General features: G+C 43.6%; 11 protein-coding genes. 8 read left to right on the forward strand and 3 right to left on the reverse strand.

Going from position 1 to position 17,585, the window contains the following annotated elements:
• The first annotated feature begins 37 nt into the window (after nt 1-37).
• The 4 genes from AC0KUT_RS20370 (at nt 38) to AC0KUT_RS20385 (ending at nt 7,792) form a co-directional block, all read left to right on the forward strand.
• On the forward strand, nt 38-1,849 hold the full coding sequence (locus AC0KUT_RS20370; protein ID WP_488832441.1) for an ABCB family ABC transporter ATP-binding protein/permease: 1,812 nt from the start codon (nt 38-40) through the stop codon (nt 1,847-1,849).
• A 135-nt stretch (nt 1,850-1,984) separates the two neighbouring features.
• Nucleotides 1,985-3,928, forward strand: coding sequence for an acyltransferase family protein (locus AC0KUT_RS20375; RefSeq protein WP_488832442.1), 1,944 nt, complete (start codon nt 1,985-1,987; stop codon nt 3,926-3,928).
• A 547-nt stretch (nt 3,929-4,475) separates the two neighbouring features.
• Entirely contained in the window at nt 4,476-6,407 is a 1,932-nt protein-coding gene (locus AC0KUT_RS20380; protein ID WP_488832444.1) for a DUF1800 domain-containing protein, read from the forward strand.
• Between the two features lie 5 nt (nt 6,408-6,412).
• Nucleotides 6,413-7,792 carry a DUF1501 domain-containing protein gene (locus AC0KUT_RS20385; protein WP_488832445.1) on the forward strand — a complete coding sequence of 460 codons (1,380 nt, stop codon included), beginning with the start codon at nt 6,413-6,415 and terminating at the stop codon, nt 7,790-7,792.
• A 125-nt stretch (nt 7,793-7,917) separates the two neighbouring features.
• On the opposite strand, the gene AC0KUT_RS20390 is transcribed toward AC0KUT_RS20385, so the two are convergent.
• Entirely contained in the window at nt 7,918-8,478 is a 561-nt protein-coding gene (locus AC0KUT_RS20390) for a hypothetical protein (RefSeq protein WP_488832446.1), read from the reverse strand.
• A gap of 443 nt (nt 8,479-8,921) precedes the next feature.
• Between AC0KUT_RS20390 and AC0KUT_RS20395 the strand changes: the two genes are divergently transcribed.
• Both AC0KUT_RS20395 and AC0KUT_RS20400 read left to right on the forward strand, forming a co-directional pair.
• Nucleotides 8,922-10,952, forward strand: a complete 2,031-nt coding sequence (locus tag AC0KUT_RS20395; RefSeq protein WP_488832448.1) for a winged helix-turn-helix domain-containing protein — start codon at nt 8,922-8,924, stop codon at nt 10,950-10,952.
• A 139-nt stretch (nt 10,953-11,091) separates the two neighbouring features.
• Nucleotides 11,092-12,012 (forward strand): hypothetical protein, encoded by a 921-nt coding sequence (locus tag AC0KUT_RS20400; protein ID WP_488832449.1) that lies wholly within the window; start codon nt 11,092-11,094, stop codon nt 12,010-12,012.
• Nucleotides 12,013-12,097: 85 nt separating this feature from the next.
• On the opposite strand, the gene AC0KUT_RS20405 is transcribed toward AC0KUT_RS20400, so the two are convergent.
• Both AC0KUT_RS20405 and AC0KUT_RS20410 read right to left on the reverse strand, forming a co-directional pair.
• The gene (locus AC0KUT_RS20405) at nt 12,098-13,132 is read right to left on the reverse strand and encodes a pectate lyase (protein ID WP_488832451.1); all 1,035 of its coding nucleotides are present in this window, start codon (nt 13,130-13,132) and stop codon (nt 12,098-12,100) included.
• A gap of 306 nt (nt 13,133-13,438) precedes the next feature.
• A complete protein-coding gene (locus AC0KUT_RS20410) occupies nt 13,439-14,467 on the reverse strand; it encodes a pectate lyase (protein ID WP_488832452.1) in 1,029 nt (342 codons plus the stop codon).
• A 414-nt stretch (nt 14,468-14,881) separates the two neighbouring features.
• On the opposite strand from AC0KUT_RS20410, the gene AC0KUT_RS20415 reads away from it, so the two are divergent.
• Together AC0KUT_RS20415 and AC0KUT_RS20420 are read left to right on the forward strand one after the other, a co-directional pair.
• Nucleotides 14,882-17,008 (forward strand): YCF48-related protein, encoded by a 2,127-nt coding sequence (locus AC0KUT_RS20415; RefSeq protein WP_488832453.1) that lies wholly within the window; start codon nt 14,882-14,884, stop codon nt 17,006-17,008.
• Nucleotides 17,009-17,084: 76 nt separating this feature from the next.
• A complete protein-coding gene (locus tag AC0KUT_RS20420) occupies nt 17,085-17,528 on the forward strand; it encodes a nuclear transport factor 2 family protein (RefSeq protein ID WP_488832455.1) in 444 nt (147 codons plus the stop codon).
• Nucleotides 17,529-17,585 lie beyond the last annotated feature (57 nt).

Raw genomic sequence — 17,585 nt, forward strand, 5'->3', positions numbered from 1 at the left:
TTCGCTTTTCCGTTGAGGCCCCTGAGAGGTTTTTACTATGCGCGGTATGCACTCCTCCGGTCTATCCTCTCACCCCAATACAGAACCGCGCGCCGCCGCCAAGGTGAATTTGCGCCAGTCGCTCAATTATTTACTGCCTTATTTATGGGATTTTAAAGGAAGAGTATTACTCGCGATTCTCGCGCTGCTGGCGGCCAAGGGCGCAAGCTTGGTGATGCCTTGGGCACTAAAACACATTATCGATGGTGTCGACCGCAGCCTAAGCCCCGAATTATTTTTGCCCGCATTTTTTATTTTGTTCTACGGCGCCCTACGCTTTGGCAGTGTATTTTTTGGCGAAATCCGCGATGCACTTTTTAGCCGAGTCACCGAGCACGCCATGCGCAAAATCGGCCTGCGCGTATTTGAACACCTGCATTCACTTGAGCTCGCATTTCATTTAGACCGCGCAACCGGCGGCATTACCCGCGACATAGAGCGCGGCACCAATGGCATCAGTTTTTTAATGCGCTTTATGATGTTCAACATAGTACCCACGCTATTCGAAATCATCATGGTCGCAGGCATTTTCGCATTTGCCTTTTCTTGGTGGTATGCACTTATTACCTTTGTCGCTGTGGCTATCTATGTGCTTTTTACTATTTTAACGACCGAATGGCGCAACAAGTTTGTACGCGAAGCCAATCAGGCAGATTCCACCACCAGTACCCGCGCGGTGGACTCGCTAATCAACTACGAAACGGTTAAATACTTCAACAATGAAAAATTTGAAGCGGACACCTACGATAGCTTTCTCGCCAACTGGGAAACCGCTAAATTAAAAAACCGCATGTCATTGCTTGCACTCAACTCTGGGCAGGCGCTCATTATTGCCATGGCTATCACCGCCATGATGTGGATGGCAGCGCAAAGTGTGATGGATAAAACCATGACCATGGGCGACCTGGTCATGATTAATGCCTACATGATCCAGTTATTCATTCCGCTCAACTTTCTAGGTTTTGTGTATCGCGAAATTCGCCGAGCACTGACAGATTTGGAAAACATGTTGGCGTTATTAAAACGCAACGCCAAAATTGTCGATGTTGAAGATGCACAGCCACTGCAAATAACGCAAGGTGCAGTGCAATTAATTAACGTGAACTTTGCATACAACCCAGAACGTCCAATTCTGAATGGACTATCTATCAATATTGCAGCAGGCAGTCGCGTTGCCATAGTGGGCGCATCAGGTGCAGGTAAAAGTACGCTCGCGCGTTTGCTCTATCGTTTTTATGATATCGACAACGGCAGCATCACCCTTGATGGACAAGACATTCGCACTGTGACGCTTGAGTCTTTGCGCCGCGCCATCGCCATAGTGCCCCAAGATACAGTGCTTTTTAATACCAGTATTCGCGCCAATATTGCCTATGGCAACACCCAAGCCAGCGATGAAGATATAGATCGCGCAATTAAGATGGCGCACCTACAAACCTTTATTAATAGCCTGCCACAAGGTGATGCCACGCTTGTAGGTGAGCGCGGTTTAAAAGTTTCCGGCGGCGAAAAACAGCGTATTGCTATAGCGCGGGTACTCTTAAAAGGGGCAAGAATTTTAATTTTCGATGAAGCGACATCGGCACTAGATTCCAATTCCGAAGCCGCTATAGTCGAGGCCATGCGTGAAATCGCCAGCGGCCACACCAGCATTGTCATTGCCCATAGACTCTCCACAATTGTGGATGCGGATAAGATTGTTGTATTAGAGCAGGGGGCTATGATTGAGGAGGGAACTCATGCACAGCTCTTGGCGCTACAAGGGCGCTACGCGCAGATGTGGGCGATGCAGTTACAAGAACAACACTAATGGGTAGTTAAGGAAAGGAAACTCAGGATACTGTAGACTTTCTTGATTAAATAATAATTAGAATAAAGAGTAAGACTTTCAATTTGTAGCTGTTCACCAGGCTACACACGCTGTCGATTACCATAAGGACTATTTGTGCAGTATCGAAAAGAGATAGATGGCCTTAGGGCCGTCGCAGTTGTGTCTGTTATTTTGTTCCATGCTAATTTTTCGCTGGTACCAGGAGGTTTTCTTGGAGTTGACATATTTTTTGTTATCAGCGGTTATCTCATCACGCACATCATCTTGTCAGAAAAATCTGCTGGGACTTTTAGCCTAGCCAATTTTTATGAACGCAGAGCCCGACGAATTTTACCTGCACTCCTTGTAGTGCTCTTGTGCTGCCTGCCCGCTGCTTGGCTGTGGCTTATTCCTATGGATATGAAAAGCTTTGCGCAGAGTTTGGTAGCGGTTACTGCATTTTCTTCCAATGTATTTTTCTATTCAACCACAGGTTATTTTGATAGCGCCGCAGAGTGGAAGCCTTTGCTGCATACCTGGAGCTTGGCTTTGGAAGAGCAGTACTATGTATTCTTTCCACTCTTTGTGCTCTTGACCTGGAAGCTGCGCAAACGTATCAATTTCTTACTGCTGGTATTAGCAGCACTTATTAGTTTAGCAATAGCACAATGGGGCGCTCACTATCAGCCCTCGGCGACTTTCTATTTATTGCATAGTCGCAGCTGGGAGCTTTTAATTGGCGCACTGGCCGCTTATTACACCACCAGTTACAGCCTGCCTCGCATCAACAAAAACCTGCAACAACTGTTAAGTAGTGTGGGTTTATTATTGATTGTAGTTGCGCTGTTTGCAGGTAATACTCAACTTCCTCATCCTAGTCTTTATACGCTCGCACCAACGCTTGGTGCAGTGCTTATTATTTTATTTGCAAATGATCAAACCCTAGCGGGGAGGATTCTGGGCAACAGATTATTCGTTGCAATTGGCTTGATTAGCTACAGCGCCTACCTTTGGCACTGGCCGCTTTTTGTTTTTGCACGTCACAGGGCTATGCCCGAGGTACCTGACCATTTATTTCTTGGAGGTTTGGCCCTTGCTGCGCTGGTTCTTGGTTTTTTAAGTTGGAAGTTTATCGAGCAGCCCTTTCGAAATAAAAAATTTATCAAGCTCAGATATTTCACTGCGAGCTGCATCTTATGCTGCGGCCTTATTTTGGGTTTTGGCGTTATGGGCAATAACACCAAAGGCTTTCCCGCGCGAATTGATACCAGTATCGCTCAAGCGCAACCAGAAATTGATTTCCCTTGGCTATTAAACGGTTGGTGCTTTTATCAGCCGGATTTAAGTTTGGAGTTGCCGGTAGGGTACAAGGGCATAGCTTGCTGGTTAGGACGTGATACGTCGACCAAAAAAGCAATTTTATTAGGGGACTCCTACGCCGGAAATTACGAACCCTTTTGGGATCTGGTGGGCAAGCAGGCGGGCTTGCGCATTAATCCTGTGACGACCAATTTTTGTGTGCCAACACTCAATGAAGAATGGACTGGCCCCTACGACTTTAAAGCGCGCGAGCAGTGCCTTTTTAATCGGCGCTATTTTCAGGAGAATATCGGTAGGTACAACCTAGTTATTTTGAGCGCAAATTGGATGGACTATTCTGTCAAAGGAAAATTGGATAGCGTAGTTGCAGCAGTAGACTTTGCTGCCCAGCACGCAAAGTTAGTAGTGATAATGGCGGCGCCCAAAGCGTTTGATATCAACCCAGTTGATGTTTACAACAAGAGTTTGATGGATAAATCTCAGTTTGATATTAGTGAAATTTCAACGGCAGCAGATATTGAAGAAGCAAAGGCCAATAAAATCTTGGAGTCACTGGCGAAGCAGTATTCCAATGTCATGTTTTTAGATAGAGCTTCGCTGTTCCATATCGATGGCCAAGAGTCTGATGTTACCCAGGAAGGTATCCCCTATAGTTTTGACGGTATGCATATAAGTACCTATGGCTCACTGGCTGCCGCCCATGCCTTTGTGAAAACACAAAAGTATAAGGATTTTATCAGCCAACTACCTCAGCTTTAGGCGGTAAAAAACAGTGCATCGCTACAGTGCCAGCACTTTTAACAGGGACAAGAAGTTTAAGATGCGATGGAGCGACATCGGCTTTAGATTCCAATTCTGAAGCCGCTGTAGTCGAGGCTATGTGCGAAATTGCCAGCGGCCACACCAGTATTGTGATTATCCATAGGCTCTCCACTATATTGTGGATGCGAATAAGATTGTTGTTTAGAGCAAGGGGGCTGTGGTCGAAGAGGGAACTCACGCGCAGATGTGGGCCTTACAACTGCAAGAGCAAAAATAAAATTTTTTGCTCTTATTTACCTTTATTTACTTACATTACTCCATTACTCACATTCACTATTGTAAAACGTCACAAATAAGCTAGCGTTATAACTAAATCAATTGAGCTACCTCTATAAAACAATGTTAGCGGCCTGCTAGACTACTCAATAGTCTTTCTTCAAAAATCGATGTGATAATAATAAACAAATGTGTTGTCTTTATATCTCACCCTGCAACGAGCTAGGCTGACCCGATACATACAATGCGTTTTTAGTGAGAGGTATATATGATCAGCGTGAAAGAAAATCTCCTACACTTAAGTGTGGTAATTCTACTAAGCACCTTGATCACTGCCTGTGGCGGCTCAAGCTCAGACTCTGGCACAGTGCCCACGAAAACATCGAGTCTTTCCTCGCTAAAAACATCACTATCATCATCTGCATCCTCTCTTACTACATCCTCAATCAGTTCACCACCTGTTGTTCTCAAACCAGTAGAACTAAAGCACGACTCGCTTCCCGACCCCGCATTACCGACGCGCGCCTCAGCTGACTGGCTTAAAGCCGTTGATGCATCGCGCTTTCTTGCGCAGGCCAGCTATGGCGCTACTGCTAAAGATATTGATTACATTATCAAACAGGGAAAAACAGCCTGGCTCGAAAAACAAATAGCAACAGAGCAAACCGCGCAGCTGGAATTTTTAGATAAACGCTTAATCTATTTTGGCTATCAACCAACGCCTCCCGTCCCTTATTTTGATGATCAAATTGAAAGCCTTGGCGTTTGGCGCCGCTATATTATGCGCACCGACATATGGTGGGAAACGGCAATTTGGGGACAAGATCAATTGCGCCAACGGGTTGCCTTTGCCTTAAGTCAAATTTTGGTGGTTTCGGAATTTGGCGCAGATCAATATGCGCGAGAACGTGGCTTTGCAAACTATCATGATATTTTAGCAAAACACGCACTGGGAAATTATGAAAGCCTTTTAACAGAAATCAGCTTGAACCCTATTATGGGAATTTATTTAAGCTCACTGAATAATCCCAAAGCGAATGAACAACTCAACATACGCCCAGATGAAAATTATGCGCGCGAAATATTGCAACTGTTTAGCATTGGTTTAAATCAACTTAATAACGATGGTACGTTAAAACTTGATGCGCAGGGTAATGCCATACCAACCTACGATCAGAATACCGTAAAAGAATTTTCACGCATTTTCACAGGTTGGAGTTCTTCACGCAGCAAAACCTTTGGCGCTTATGGTACTTACTTTGAGCCTGTCAGTAATACCGAACCTATGAAAGCCTATCCGGCATTCCATGATAGCAATGCCAAAACACTGTTAAATGGCGAGGTCATTCCTGCAGGAAATAGCCCACTACAAGATATTCAAGCAGCTATAAAAAATATCGTTTCCCACCCTAATACTGGGCCTTTTATTGGCAAGAAATTAATTCAATATTTAATAACGAGCAATCCAAGCCCTGAATATGTGGCGCGGATATCGAACGTTTTTAATGATAATGGAGCGGGTATCAAGGGTGACATGAAAGCCGTAATAAGAGCGATTTATTTAGATGATGAAGCGCAACATCCGCCAGCAAATAGCCAAGCATATTATGGGAAACTAAAAGAATATCCCCTACTCGTTTCAGGTATTTGGCGCGCATTTAAAGCACGCGGCATTCCTATTAAGTTTGAAGGAAAGTCCCTTGATACCATTCGCTATATGAGTCGCACGCTCAATGCCGAACAAGAAGCTTTCTTTGCGCCTTCTGTGTTTAATTTCTATCAGTCTGACTACAGCCCACCCGGAAAGCTCGCACAACAAAAATTGTTAGCACCCGAGTTTCAAATGTTCACAGAAAGCAATGCCGTACTACAGGCAAACCTACTGGCTAGAATGATTTACAACCGCGACCTATATGATAAAGATTTTTGGGGTACTAGCGGTCAAAACTGGGGAACGGATACAGCATGGAATAACCCTCCCATACATGCAAAATTAAATTTAGCGGAAGAAATCGCAATAGCTGGTACGCCGCTAGCTTTAGTCGATCGACTAAATTTAATATTGGCTCAAGGCAATATTAACAATGACGACGCCAATCTGATTGCAAATCATATTGCTCTCATTTCAGATCCCTTAATGCGTGTCTATGAGGCTGTATTTTTAATTGCAGTATCACCTGAATACGCCATTCAAAGGTAATCGCCATGAAAACATACAATAGCAATAGAAGAGAGTTTATAAAATCTATTAGCAAAGGCTTGCTGGGCGGAGCTGCACTCACCAATGGTTTAGTGCCTTTACTCGCCAATGCAGAAACAACAGCGACGAGCCAATACAAAGCATTGGTATGTATAAACTTAGAGGGTGGCAATGATGCCTTTAATATGCTCGTCCCCTCCAGTAATTCCGGTTATGCAGCTTACAATAAGGCGCGCTCAAATATTGCCATAGCACGCGATACTCTATTGCCCCTTAACCCGACAAATAGCACGCTAGAGAATTATGGTTTAAACCCCGTATTACCCGATATTGCGCATTTGTTTTCGCAGGAAAAGATTGCTCTCATTGGCAACATAGGCAATTTAATTGAGCCAGTTACGAAAGCTAATTATTTCGATAAAAAGGCAAAAATACCACCCCATCTATTTTCTCATAAAGACCAAACAGAGTATTTACAATCATTAAATAATGGAAACCTGAGTACTGGTTGGGCAGGGCGTATTGCAGAGTCTATGACCAGTTTTAATATCAACCAGCAGCTTTCCATGAATATTACCTTGTCTGGGGATAATAGTTTTCAGCGAGGTAATGCCCTTCTTCCTTACTCCGTAAGAAATACCGGTGTAAATTTAATTGATGCTTTTTCCGAACAGAATCCAAATGATTTTTCGGCCTCGAGAGCACAGCTTTACCGCAGTTTTTTAAATCGCAAACGCGACCATCTATTGCAAAGCTATTATTCGGATATTCAATTGAATGCTTGGTCTATGGCGCAATATGTATCTGATATTTTACAGGCTCAACCGCTACTAGATTTACCCTTAATGAATAACTCTTCACCTCAAGGCCTGACCGAAAGTCTCGCGATGATTACCAAATTAATCGCTGCCAATGAAGCTTTTCAAGTTAAGCGGCAAATTTTTTATATTAATTTTGGCCCCTTTGATACGCATCGTAATCAGCTCGACAACCAGACACCGCTGTTAACGGAGTTAAACAATAGTTTGCGCGATTTTAATCAAGCATTAACGGCAATTGGCTTAGCAGATCAAGTCACCTGTTTTACCACGGCAGAATTTGGCCGAACACTTACTATGAACGGTACCGATGGCACAGATCACGGTTGGACCAGCCATCATTTGGTGATGGGGGGCGCAGTGAAAGGAAAACAAATTATTGGGCGTATGCCTGTACTTGATGCAGGTAGCGACGATGACATAGGTGAAGGCCGCCTCATTCCTAATGTCAGTTTTGATCAGTATGCCGCCACATTAAGCGAATGGTTTGGCGTGACTACTGAAGATATTGATGCAATTTTTCCCAACGTGAAAAATTTTGATCAACGCAATATTGGATTTGTATAAGCAGTAATGGCTGAGGGAACAATTATTATTTCAGTGCTTAGTAGGCAGTATAGAACCACCTACTAAGACATTTTTACCTAATATGTAAAACAAAAGCGCCATCTCGGCCTTGCGCACCAGCTTGCTTAAGGAATTTGCGGCACCATCCAGGCAATCACATCCTTACTCAAAGCACGCAGGCACCTGCGCGTCGCATCACACATAGAGACGCCATAAGTACCTAAATCTAATACATTGCTCGCTGCAGTAAATTCGTTCAGGCTCATAATTGCGCAGGTGTGTTTAGCTGTGACCATGTCATTTTTACCTTTTATAAAGGCAGCTGTAATTTGCACCTTAGGTAAGCTGCTATCCTGTTTAGTACCAAACTGACGTTCTTTATCACCTAAAACAAGCTGCTCTATATCAATCGCTAATACTGGCACGACGTCATTTATAATTTTATCGCGCGTGCTGACAGCTTCTAAACGAATGTCACTCTTTTTGGCACGTTCAATTAAATTGCTTACTAGCATTTTATCAATATCGCAGGGAAACTCTGCCTGATTGTACTTATAGCCTTTAACGTTAAAACCAATATTTTGATTGATGTATATCAAGGGTGCATGGCTGCTGAGCGGAATTTCTTTCGCCGCCATAGCAACAGAGGGGAGTACAAGCGCCAATATGAGGAGTGATAATTTCATAGCATTACCTTTTACCTAGAGGATGTGGGTTATGGTTCTACTGGCACCATTCCAAATTCTGAATGAATGGCCGTGATGTAAATATATTGCAACGGCTGAAAAAGTGACTGACCATAGTAAAACCTGTCGCTTACCTTTCGCTTACCAAAAAATAATTCTATATATATCAATAAGATATAATTTTTCATTGCTAGCGTAATACTTGTAATACCGGTGTTGTTTCTTGCAAAATTAAGCTGTCAATCATACTTTCTTCCGTGAGTTTTCTAATAAGTACGGAGTTAATAAATGTCTAATAAAAAAATGATGCCCAGCGCACAGGGTTGTACTCAGTGGTAAGCGAAAATAATGAACACAGCTTCAAACTCGAGGCTGTAGCGGTATCACCATCGCACAATACTCTTGTACTTGCAGACAGCACGCTAAAGTTACAGCCCAAAGTCATGGCTGTACTCCACTATCTTGCACTGAATTACACACGAGTTATCAGCAGTGAGGAATTAATGGAACGCTTGTGGCAAGGCCGCATAGTGACCCAGGGTTCCGTACAAAAAAGTATCAATGCGCTGCGTAGCGCACTTGCTGAGTTTTTCGGTGAGCGCGAAATCATCGCTCACTACTCCAAGCGCGGCTATCAACTCAAACTTGAGCCGCAATTTTTGACCGAGGATGACGCTGCTTTTAGTACAGGAGATGTTGATACACCAAATAAACTGCCAAGGTTGCCGCAGCTAAGCCTAACCCGCGCTCAAACCTTTAGTCTTTTTAGCGTTATGAGTGTATGTGCAATTTTAGGTTACTACCTAATGATGCAGCGCTATGCCCCCGTTATTAAAAATCACCAAACCCATTTTACTACTGCTCAGGGCTATACCAACGAAACAGGTCACGAACGCGGTGCAGAGCCTCATCCCGATAATCGTCATGTGGCCTATATTCGCGCCCGCAACCATAACTCTGCAACGGCAGAAGCTGAGAGTGAGATCCTTATTCGCAATGAAGCCGGTAAAGATTGGCACTTGGCTAAGAGTGAGGATTCTTGGTTGAGGCTGGCCTGGTCACCCACCGGAAAAAACTTAGTGGCACTGGAACGTAAACAGCGCGACGGTCAAGCGCAAGAGGCAGGCTTTTACGATCAATCGAATGATCTCTATGCTTTCCATATATTTTCTATAGATGTTGAAAAAAATCTGCTACTGGAAAAGCAACAACTAAGCCAGTGGCATGGACGCGTTTTTAGTGTGAGCTGGTGGGATGAAAATACGCTGGAGATAGTAGCGAAACAAGGCCCTAATTCGACCAGTGCACGCTATAGATATTCACTATTAAATCAACAGTTAAGCATGCTCGATGAAGTAGAAGGCGGAGCTAATATAATAGCCAGCAGTATTCAACAACAGCAGACAGCAATTGCCAGTCAGCATCGTAATTTAATTCAAATTGATTTTTTAAACCAACAACAGCAGCGCATTAGTCGTTGGCAATTGGATGTTGCATCTGCCGATATTAGCTGGATACCCGACGGCAGCGGTATTTTGGTATATGCCGAAGATGAACGTAAATTGTTGACACTTTATACTGATGGACAACAGCTCGCCATTCCGCTCGCAGACTCACAAGATAAAGAATTCTCTCAACCGCATTTTCGACCCGACGGAAACGCTATTTTTTATACGGAAGAAACACGCAGCGCCAATATTAATCACCTAGACACCACGGGTGAAAAAGAGACGATCACACAGAATACTAATTTAAATTACGCGGCCCATTTTTCTCCCGATGGTGAAAAAGTGGTTTACGCATCGGTACGCAATAATCAACTTCAACTGTGGCTCATAGAAAACGACAAGGAACTACAGTTAACCAATATTCCCCTTAGCAAAAGAGTTGGCGCTATTATTTGGTCACCGCATGGCGATGCACTGGCCTACAGTGCTGGCACTCTCCTTTATAGCTACCATTTTCTTACTGCTGAAACCCAACTTTTAGTAGATGCAGGCGATGAAGCAGAACCTTTGGCTTATGATCCTACTGAACACCAATTGCTATTCTTGAAGCGCAATGGCGAGGCCCGCAATTTGTGGCGCTTGGATTTGAACACGCAGCAGCAAAAACAGTTGACCTTTGGTTCGCTCGCCTCTGCAGTAGAGCATCAGGGGAATGTCTATTTTCAATACTTGAGCGAAAATGGGCTGTGGAAATTACAGCTGAAGGATGATGCTTTAACCAAAATAAACTCCTCGTTCACCAAAAATAGCTATTTGTTGAATGTCGATGCGGTAGGCATTTATTTTATTCGCGGCGCACGCTGCCATGAATCTGCCGTTTACGCATATCAATTTGCAACGGGGCTTGAAACTATTGCGCTGAAACGCACCAATCCATTTGTCATGACATCTGCCTTTAACCCGCAAAAAGGGACACTTGAAGTAGACTGCTACCTTCCAGAATCCAATATTATGTTACTGCAATAAAGCAGGAAGGGAATCCTTATATTTTTGGTGGCAATCAACATTTCACTTGTTAAAAATAGGTTATAGTCTTTATCCAGTCTGCTCCTTGGTTTATAACAATAATTTATACACAATGGTTCAAGCACAGGATAAATATAAGATGAAAAAATACCTTTTAGTGTTAAGCGCCTTATTGGTGCTACTCGGCGTGCGGCATATCATGCTTTACCTGAATTACGATACGCTCTTAGTTGAAAAGAAAATTCAGGAAGACAACTATGAGCTTGCATTGGAAAGCCAGCGCCAAGATTTTCAGCGAAAACTGGACGAGCTTGAAGCCTTAATGATCTTTAGGTCTGGAAAGGTGAATACGCCGCTAAATAATCATCCCCTAGATACCCAAAACAAGGTTACATCGACAACCGCAGCGGCCAACAACCAAACCGGAGAAATAGCCGCAATTCAAGAGGAAAATATCAATCGCGCCATAGACAAAAAATATTCGCTGCTTTTAAGTTCGCTCTCGCTTTCCTCCTACGCACAAGATCAGTTGCGCCAACTATTAATTGAACGGGAGCGTATTCTGGGTGCAAATTTTTCCGATTACTTTTCCACAGACACTGAATTACAGGACAATATTCGCAAGCAACAAACTATGTTGGCCGATGTCGATAGACGTATCGCGGCACTCTTAAAACCTGAAGAAGTCGGTAAATATGAACTCTTGAAAGACTCCGCTTTTGAGCAGTATCAAATGGAAAATTTTTACGACACGCTCGGTGATGGCAATAAAGTAGGCCAAGACAAGCGCAATGCGCTACTCCTGAATAAATTGGAACAAAAGAAGGCCTTTGCCGATATGCTAGAAGGTGAAAGTCAGGCAATTGCCAATGCAACACCTGAAGAAAAGAAATACCTAATCGAACAACTACGCCAATCACTGCACGATTATAAAGATAATTATTTACGCGATGCACGTACAAATCTTAGCGAAGAGCAATTTAATCAACTGCGTGAATACGAGCAAAACCAATTTGATCAGATGTGGAATAGCCTGAAGGCTGGCTGGCAAGTTAATTAATAAACCACATTGTTTATAACGCTCACCCATAAAAAAACCTCTCTGTCGCCAGAGAGGTTTAAAGTATCCAGATATTTATTAAGGGTTAGAATGCCTTCACATCAGACTTGCTGACATTACATGCTGATGTATTCCACTTTTCACCAATTTTTGTAGAACTACTACCTTTCTGTACACCTTTATATTCCTCGCACACTTTTGGCGAACCTGATTTGTATCCTTTGATTTTCAAATTACGTATTGTCGCCACATCGCCAAAATTGCCATTTACACCCGCAATACTGCCAATACTGCCATCGATAGTCACATTGTTAATATTAACGTAGCGTGGCCCGCCATTACTTGAGCAATTTCCGCACGAGCGATAGAGTTTGCCGTTGGTGCCCTTAGCGGTGAAGTTACCCGTAATTTCAAAAGTAGAATTTTTTGAATTGTGCTGGAAAATTTTATCCGGCTTACCGCCTGGGCCTGAGGTGCTGTTATACGCAGAACCGCCTGAAATCGTTAGCTTTTTACCACTACTCAATAAGGATGCCGCATCTTCACAAATATCTTCCCAAACGACATTTTCTGCGCGGCAGGTACCGCTATCGCAGTGAATACCATCAGCACCGCCATTGGCAGCAATACGCACATTTTTAATAGTGGCATTTTTTAGGGTAATTACCGCTGGTTGACCTTCACCATCACCTGGGCAACTTAAACCTATGGTTTTACCACCACAATCTACCGTTTTGTTGGAGATAGTCGCGCCCGCTTTACATTCAGAGCTGCCACCGGTGTTAGTGGAGCCACTCGAACTACTTGAACTGTTTGTGGGTGGTGTTGAACTAGTGGTGCCGCCCGAGCCTGAACCCGATTTTGATATAGAACATTCTTTTACCGATTTTGAGGGAATGGGATCTGAACCAAAAGTGGACACAGAACAGCTAAAACTGCCACTTAGCACTTTGTAGACAAACTTACCGGATGCCCCAAAAGCCACATTAGTCGAGCCCGACACTGTACAAGTTTGGTCAATTTTACAAATAGTCGTATAACCACTTGGGCGGTTAGATGCGGCTAAACTCAAACCTGATATACCTACTAAGAGGGTTGTTATCATTATTTTTTTGAACATGTAAATCTCCTTACAATAAAAAATCAGCAGGGTGCAGGTTTTGCTACCGCTTTAACCTTAAGGTTAAAAGCACTGACTGCGTCTTGTGCCCACAGGATTATGGACGTTTACAGCAAGGATATCCTATAACCATCTGCCACTCTGGTAAACCAGATGTATTACCAATGTGAGACGCGCGTCTATAAAACGACCCGAATCTATCGCTTTTAGTGCCGCTGATTTAACGCCAGTAGATCGCGCTCCTGATTAAGCCCATAAAAAAAGCCCCGCAGTTACCTGCGGGGCTTCTTCAACGCACTATCACTATTAGAAAGCAGTCACATCAGACTTGCTTACGTTACAAGCAGTGGTATTCCATTTCTCGCCAATCTTGGTAGATTCGCTACCTTTTTGCACGCCTTTAAACTCTTCACAAACACTGGGTGAACCAGATTTATAACCCTTAATTTTTAAGTTACGAATAGTGGCCACATCACCAAAGTTGCCGTTAACACCGGCAATGCTGCCGATAGTACCGTCGATAGTGACATTATTGATCGTCAAGTAACGTGGGCCACCATTGCTAGAACAGTTGCCACAAGAACGCCATAACTTACCGTTTACACCCTTAGCCGTAAAACCGCCGGTGATTTCAAAAGTCGAGTTCTTAGAATTGTGTTGGAAGATTTTATCGGGCTTGCCACCTGCACCTGACGTGCTGTTATAAGCAGAACCGCCAGATACGGTGAATTTTTTACCGCTGCTAAGTAAAGAGGCAGCATCTTCACAAATATCTTCCCACACCACGTTTTCTGCGCGACAAGTACCGCTATCGCAGTGAATGCCATCAGCGCCGCCATTTGCTGCAATACGTACGTTTTTAATGGTGGCATTTACGAGGTTGATCACTGCTGGCTGACCTTCACCATCACCTGGGCAAGTAAGGCCTATGGTTTTTCCGCCACAATCTACTGTTTTGTTTGAAATGGTCGCTCCTGCTTTACATTCTGCACTGCTTCCAGTGGTAGCGGCTGTAGAGCTAGCTGCTGTTGACGTAGTTGAACTTGTAGAACTCGTTGTACCACCGGTGCTACCAGAAGGGATAGAACACTCTTTAGTAGATTTTGACGGGATAGGATCTGATCCAAAGGTTGCCACCGAACATTTGAAGCTTCCTTTAATAACCTTGTAAACGAATTTATCGGCTGCGCCAAAAGCCACATTGGTTGAGTTGGCGACAGAACAGGTTTCATCACTTTTACAGATAGTCACATAGCCACTAGGGCGATTTGATGCTGCATAGGCTAAACCTGTAACGCCAATTAATGCTGCTGTTATGATTATTTTTTTAAACATTTTGATCTCCAAACTAAAAATGTACATCAGAAAGGAGCAGGTTTTGCCTCTACATCAGCTGAAAAGCTAAAAGCACACTCTGCGACTTGCCCAGGGATTGGGCGTTAGTGGTTACAACAGTGCGATATTAATCTGAAGTTTTAATTTGTCTATATTGGTATTACCAAAATGTGTACTTTTGTAGCATTTATATGTATTTTTTTGGTAAAACCAATGTTGGTACACACATTTTTACAGCAGGAGGTATATTTTCCATATTGGCTGACCAATTAACGTACCCTAATCCCAACTATGAGCGCATAAAAGCGACAAAAATCTTATTTACTATTTGCGCTAGACGCCCAAATTCATATATTTGTATTTCATAAGAATAAAACCTATAAAAAATCACCTTAAATTCTCTAAGAGTCACTTATGGTTATTCAAACAATAAGAATCAAATACTCACTTTTTTTAATTGCAGGCTGCCTATCGTTTTTGCTCAATGCCTGTACACCTAAAGAGTCGCCTGAAATCACAACGAATACACCGAGATCGCTACTCACTGGCGCGCAATTCGGGGTTCTCAATCCTACCTATTTTGCTGCTATGCAACATGGCGATGTACATATAGTGGTAGCAAGCGATGGGGTTATTCTTAAGTCGACAACCAACTCAGCTGGTTGGTATAGAGCAAAGACTGATGGCATAGTCGATAATTTTTTAGCGGTGGCAAGCTCCGCCGACGGCCACCAGTTTATGGCCGTAGGTGAGCTGGGTTTAATCGCTGTATCACAAGATGCAGGTGAAACCTGGCAGCGCTTAAAAACAGCGCATACACAAGATCTATTGAGCGTTGGCTACGATGCGGATCATCAGCGTTGGATAGCAGCAGGCAACGGCAATCAACTGCTGCAAATAAATGCTAAAGATCTACACTGGGAACAGCGCACGCTGGGATTTGCAGGCAATGTTACTGCTCTTGCAGTTTTACCCAATCAACAAGCACTGATATTAGCGGGTACAAATTCACTCTTAATGTCGTCGCACGATGGGGGAACAAGCTGGCAACAACTCATAACGGCTACAGATGTAGGATTTAATAAGTTATTGGTTCTACCGAACAATATTATTTTAGCCATAGCAAGCGACGGGAAAATTTATCGCAGCCAAAATGATTTACAACAGTGGGAGTTGATAGATACAGGCACCCGTGCCTATTTAAGTGGAATAACCTATGACCCAGAACATAAGACACTTATTTTATTAAGCAGCGACGGTGAGGTTTTAATTTCCGATGACTTTGGCCTACTTTGGGCACCGGTTTATAAAGCTAATGACTATCTCAATCAGGCAACATATAGCCCCGAGAATCACAGTATCATGATCGCCGGTAATCAAGGTGTTCTGCTGCATGCAACAGATGGCGGTCGCATCTGGACCAGAATGCCCAGCCCGCTCAAGGCAGATATAGAACTGCTGGTGCAAACCCATCAACAACTCTATGGTTTTGGCCCCAATGGCTTAATCATTTCATCGAGCCAGCCAGATGTAGCCTGGCAAGTTGTCCAACACCCTATTGCTGATTTTATTCACGCTATCGGCATCGATACGCAGCAACACAAAACAATTGTGGGCGCACGCGGGCTACTCATGACAGCCGATCAACAGGGCGAAAATTGGCAGCCACTTAATGCTGCTGTTACGGAAGAAGATTATTTTTTCTCTTTAATCCATGATAAGAAATTTAACACTCAGGTTACTGCTGGCCCTCCCGGCACCATATTGCAAACGACTGGCGCTGAAAAAAATTGGCAAGTACGACTCGCGCTGAGCAACTCTGCAGAAGGCTATTTTCATCAGCTAATTGGTAACCAACGCGGCACCCTTGTCGCACTCGCTGGCCCTGGCTACAGCCAATATTCACTCGATGGTGGTACGCAATGGGCACGCTGCAATATAGCAACCGATAAACAATTGTTTAACGGGCTCTATGATAATTCTCGCCAGAAATTTTACGCCATTGGTCAACACGGGCGCATTCAACAATCCAGCGATGGCGTAAATTGGCAAACACTAATGTCCGGCACGCTCAATAATTTACAAGCAATAGTCGCCACTACTCAGCATCTTATTATTGGCGGTAGTAAAGGTACGCTTCTGGTATCGAGCAATTCAGGTGCTACTTGGCAAGCCCCCTCATTAGACACCAGCGAAGGAATTTTACACCTCAATACCACCAGCGACCCTAAAATTCTCATTGCCACTGGCACCAATGGTTTGCTACTACGCTCTATCGATGAAGGCCTACACTGGGCTGCTATCACAAATCCTGCGCGGGGAAATTTACGGGCACTAGTAGAAGATACCCACAGCAACATACTTTATATCCCTTCGCGCCAAGGGGAGATTATTTACTCGAACGATAAAGGTGTGTCATGGGTGCTTATGCCCAGTGTCACTAAGCGATCTATCAAAGCACTTATGGTTGATCAAGAAACAAAAAGTTTATTTGGCATAGGAGAGCGATTAATTAAAACACCTTTAATCGAGATACACTGAGCAATACTGTTTCGTACTAACAGATAAACGTAATTTCAGTAAATTTACAATAACTCATTCATCCAGAGGACAACCCATGCATAAATCACTCGCAATCACACTTGCTATTCTTTTAAGCCTAAGCTCATGGGCCAGTGCTAACAAAAAAGTAGATAGTGACATTAACGCCGTAAATTCACAGGTCGAGTTATTGCGCAAAGCCATGATTACGGCTGATGCAGCTGTACTCAAAAGCCTAACAAGTGCTGACTTAAGCTACGGCCACTCCGGTGGGCATGTTGAAGACCAAGCAGAATTTATCGCAAAGATTGTCACTGGCGAATCAGATTTCGTGACCATGAGCTTTAATGATCAAACTACTAGCGTGATCGACAATATTGCCATTGTTAGGCATATATTGGTTGCCACTACCAATAATCGTGGCGAGCCGGGAGAAGTCGCCATTGGCGTCATGTTGATTTGGAAAAAGCAAAAAGGTAAGTGGCTGCTTCTTGCACGTCAAGCATTTAAAACGCACTAAAGGTAAGGGGGTCTTGTTGATCGCGCTTTTTTTCTAAGGTGAAACACAGACCCCCTT

The organism is Cellvibrio sp. 25HG11W-0 (assembly GCF_057815475.1).